General features: G+C 60.9%; 3 protein-coding genes and 1 pseudogene. All 4 read left to right on the plus strand.

The window, feature by feature from the left end:
* Nucleotides 1-201 (plus strand): annotated as a pseudogene (locus tag ACFFAR_RS26570) (hypothetical protein); the annotation flags it as partial.
* 434 nt (nt 202-635) lie between these two features.
* Nucleotides 636-1,097 carry a ribosome maturation factor RimP gene (gene rimP / locus ACFFAR_RS26575; RefSeq protein ID WP_062000892.1) on the plus strand — a complete coding sequence of 154 codons (462 nt, stop codon included), beginning with the start codon at nt 636-638 and terminating at the stop codon, nt 1,095-1,097.
* Nucleotides 1,094-2,569 (plus strand): transcription termination factor NusA, encoded by a 1,476-nt coding sequence (nusA, locus tag ACFFAR_RS26580; protein ID WP_061999640.1) that lies wholly within the window; start codon nt 1,094-1,096, stop codon nt 2,567-2,569. The genes rimP and nusA overlap by 4 nt, the downstream gene beginning before the upstream one ends.
* Before the next feature lie 93 nt (nt 2,570-2,662).
* Nucleotides 2,663-4,103 (plus strand): translation initiation factor IF-2 N-terminal domain-containing protein (locus tag ACFFAR_RS26585; protein WP_375508767.1); only part of this gene is annotated, 1,441 nt, incomplete at its 3' end.

Raw genomic sequence — 4,103 nt, forward strand, 5'->3', positions numbered from 1 at the left:
AGCCGTCCGCCGGGGAGTCCCGGCATGGGCAACGGCGCACCGGGCGGTCGTCCGGCGAACGCCGGCGGCAAAAGGTCCGGTCAGGGCGGCCGCCAAGGCGGCCCGGGTACAGGTCCGCAGGGCAATAGCGGGAATTCGCGCGGCGGACCTGCACGCGATGGTGCACGGCCCGCGCCGCGTAACCGTACACGCGGACGCTGATCGGTCGTTGATCTGAGGCGACGGTCGCCGGCTGAACAGCGCTTGCCGACATGGCAAAAGACATTCGGCTGGGCGTGCATTGCCCGCTCAGCCTGCCCGCGGCGGCATCCGCGTGCCTTTGCTAATAAGAAAGCGCACGAAAGTGCGGCGAATGCGCGATAAACACCTTCGATTTGCCTTGTAAATGGCCGTCAAACGCCTGCACACAGGGCGTATTGGTTGCGTTTATCCCGAAAAATGGCTAAAATCACGAAGTCGATGGGCATGGTGATTGTTTCGCCGCCCGGATGTGATCGCGGTACAGAAGGATGGGCGTTGCGCCCATTTTTTTTTGGGCTTTCGGTTCAGCATCTTGGGTAAGTGAATGCGCCGGCTCAAGGCGCGGTCCGCAGGTGTTCGGCGTGGAGCGCGCGAACATCTTGGAGTCTTTCACTGTGCAACTGACGGAAATCATCGAAACCACGGTCTCGGGCCTGGGCTACGAACTTGTTGAAATCGAGCGCGCGGGGGGCGGTTTGCTGCGTATCTCGATCGACCAGCCCGCCGGAATCGCGATTGAAGACTGTGAAAAAGTCACACGTCAGCTTCAGTATCTGTTCGAAGTGGAGAATATCGATTACTCGCGTCTTGAAGTCGGGTCGCCGGGTCTCGATCGTCCGCTCAAGAAATTGGCGGATTTCGAACGCTTCGCGGGCAGCGAAGCCACCATTACATTGAAGAAGCCGCTGGACGGGCGCAAGTCGTACCGGGGCATCCTGCATGCACCGAACGGCGAGTCGATCGGTTTGGAATTCGAAGGGAAGGACGGCGGCGCTGCGATGCTCGATTTCACGCTCGCAGACCTCGATAAAGCACGTCTCGTCCCCAAAGTTGACTTTAGGAGCCGCAAACAATGAGTCGCGAAGTTTTGATGCTGGCGGATGCGCTGGCGCGCGAAAAGAACGTCAACAAGGACGTGGTGTACGCAGCGCTCGAAGCAGCGCTTGCTTCGGCAACGAAGAAGCTGTTCGAGGAAGATGTGGACATCCGCGTGGCGATCGACCGTGAAAGCGGCGAGCACGAGACGTTCCGCCGCTGGAAAGTGGTGCCGGACGAAGCGGGTCTTCAGGAGCCGGACCAGGAAATCCTGTTGTTCGAAGCGAAGGAAGAAAAGCCCGACGCGGAAATCGACGAGTACATCGAGCAACCCATTCCGTCCATCGAGTTCGGCCGGATTGGTGCCCAGGCTGCGAAGCAGGTGATTCTCCAGAAGGTTCGAGACGCCGAGCGCGAGCAGATCCTGAACGACTTCCTGGAACGCGGCGAAAAGATCATGACCGGCGCGGTCAAGCGTCTGGACAAGGGTAATTTCATCGTCGAATCGGGCCGTGTCGAAGCGTTGCTGCGCCGTGACCAGTTGATTCCTAAGGAAAACCTGCGGGTCGGCGACCGGGTTCGCGCTTATATCGCGAAGGTCGACCGCACCGCACGCGGCCCGCAGATCGAACTCTCGCGCACGGCGCCCGAGTTCCTGATGAAACTGTTCGAAATGGAAGTGCCGGAAATCGAGCAGGGCCTGCTCGAAATCAAGGCGGCTGCGCGCGATCCTGGCGTGCGTGCGAAAATCGGGGTGATCGCTTATGACAAGCGTATCGACCCGATCGGTACGTGCGTCGGAATTCGCGGTTCGCGGGTGCAGGCGGTGCGCAACGAGCTCGGTGGCGAGAACGTCGACATCGTGCTATGGTCGGAAGATCCCGCCCAGTTCGTGATCGGTGCTCTCGCGCCGGCTGCCGTACAGTCGATCGTCGTCGATGAAGAAAAACATTCGATGGACGTCGTCGTGGACGAGAATGAACTGGCGGTCGCCATCGGCCGTAGCGGCCAGAACGTGCGTCTTGCCAGCGAGCTGACCGGCTGGCAGATCAACATCATGACGCCGGACGAGTCCGCGCTGAAGCAGAACGAAGAGCGTGGCACGTTGCGCGGCCTGTTCATGGCGCGTCTCGACGTCGACGAGGAAGTCGCTGACATTCTCATCGACGAAGGCTTTACCAGCCTCGAAGAGATCGCCTATGTGCCGCTCAACGAAATGCTCGAAATCGAAGCCTTCGACGAAGACACCGTTCACGAACTGCGTAACCGCGCTCGTGACGCACTTCTGACAATGGCGATTGCGAATGAAGAGAAGGTCGAAGGCGTTGCGCTCGACCTGAAGAGCCTCGAAGGCATGACCGACGAGTTGTTTTCGAAGCTTGAAGAACATCAAGTCCGGACACGCGACGATCTCGCGGAGCTGGCTGTAGATGAGCTGGTCGAGATGACCAGTATTGAAGAGGATGCCGCTAAGGCGTTGATCATGAAAGCACGTGAACACTGGTTCCAGTGAGAAATGACCATGGCGCACTGATATATCGCGGCCGGCTGGCCGCATGACCCCGATCAAACAGCAGGGAATTTGTCCTTGCATCAAGAGGAATGAATGGCGAGTAACAACGTAGCCCAATTTGCCGCGGAACTCAAAATGCCTGCGGGCGTCCTGCTCGAGCAGTTGCAGGCGGCTGGCGTCACGAAAGCGAGCGAGGATGACGATTTGTCCGAGACGGACAAATCGCGCCTGCTCGAACACTTGCGCAAGTCGCACGGTTCCGCCGATGCCGACAAACGCAAGATCACTTTGACCCGCCGGCATACGTCGGAAATCAAACAGTCCGACTCTACGGGTAAAGCTCGCACCATTCAGGTCGAGGTCCGCAAGAAGCGCGTGTTCGTGCAGCGCGATCAGAGCGGTGCCGAACAGGTAGCCGAAGGTGCGAACCACGTCGAAGACGAAGTGGATGAAGCCGAATTGCAGCGTCGCGATGAAGAAGCGCGCCATGCTGCCGAGCTGCTTGAAAAAGAAGCGCTTGAACTGAAGGAACGCCAGGAGCGCTTCGAGCGCGAAGAGGCGGAGCGTGTTGCGCGCGAAGCGGCGGCAGAAGCCGAACGCCGCCGCGCTGAGGAAGAAGAAGCGAAACGTGCTGCCGCGCAAGCGGAAGCCGCCGAGATCTCGCGTGCTGCGGCGACTGCTCGTCAGGATACGCGTACCGAATCGAAGACGGAAAACGTGGCTGACGAACCTGTGAAAGCTGAAGCGGCTGCGCCGCAAGTCGATGAGAAGGCCGCCGCCGAGCGCGCCGCTCAACGCGAAGCTGCGAAGAAGGCAGAAGACGCTGCACGTGCCGCGACTGAAAAGGCGCGTGCCGAGCACGATCAGATTGCGAAGCGCCGTGCCGCGGCTGAAGCCGAAGCCCGCGCCATCCGCGAAATGATGAATACCCCGCGCAAGGCCCAGCAGGCGAAGCCGCCCGAGCCGACTCCGGCTGCCGTGGCTGCTGCGGCGGCTGCCGCCAAGGTGGCGGAAGGCGTGAAGGCTGCCGAAGCCAAGGGCACGCTGCACAAACCGGCGCGTCCGGAGGGTTCGGCACCGGCACGTCCCGCAGCGGCGAAAAAGCCCGCTGCCGGCGCACCGGCTGCGGCTGCGCCGTCGCTCGGACCGGACAAGAAGAAGGCCGGTGGCAAGAGCAGCTGGCAGGACGATGCAGCCAAGCGTCGCGGCATCAAGACGCGTGGCGACACCAGTGGCGGCGTAGACCGTGGCTGGCGCGGCGGCCCGAAGGGTCGTGGCAAGCATCAGGACCAGACCAATTTCCAGGCGCCGACGGAACCAGTGGTGCGCGAAGTGCACGTGCCGGAAACGGTATCGGTGGCGGATCTGGCGCACAAGATGTCCGTGAAGGCTTCGGAAGTCATCAAGGTGATGATGAAGCTGGGCCAGATGGTCACGATCAACCAGGTGCTGGACCAGGAAACCGCGATGATCGTCGTGGAAGAACTGGGTCACAGCGCGGTTGCGGCCAAGCTGGACGATCCGGAAGCGTTGC

This window comes from uncultured Caballeronia sp. (assembly GCF_964243625.1).
GTDB lineage: Bacteria > Pseudomonadota > Gammaproteobacteria > Burkholderiales > Burkholderiaceae > Caballeronia.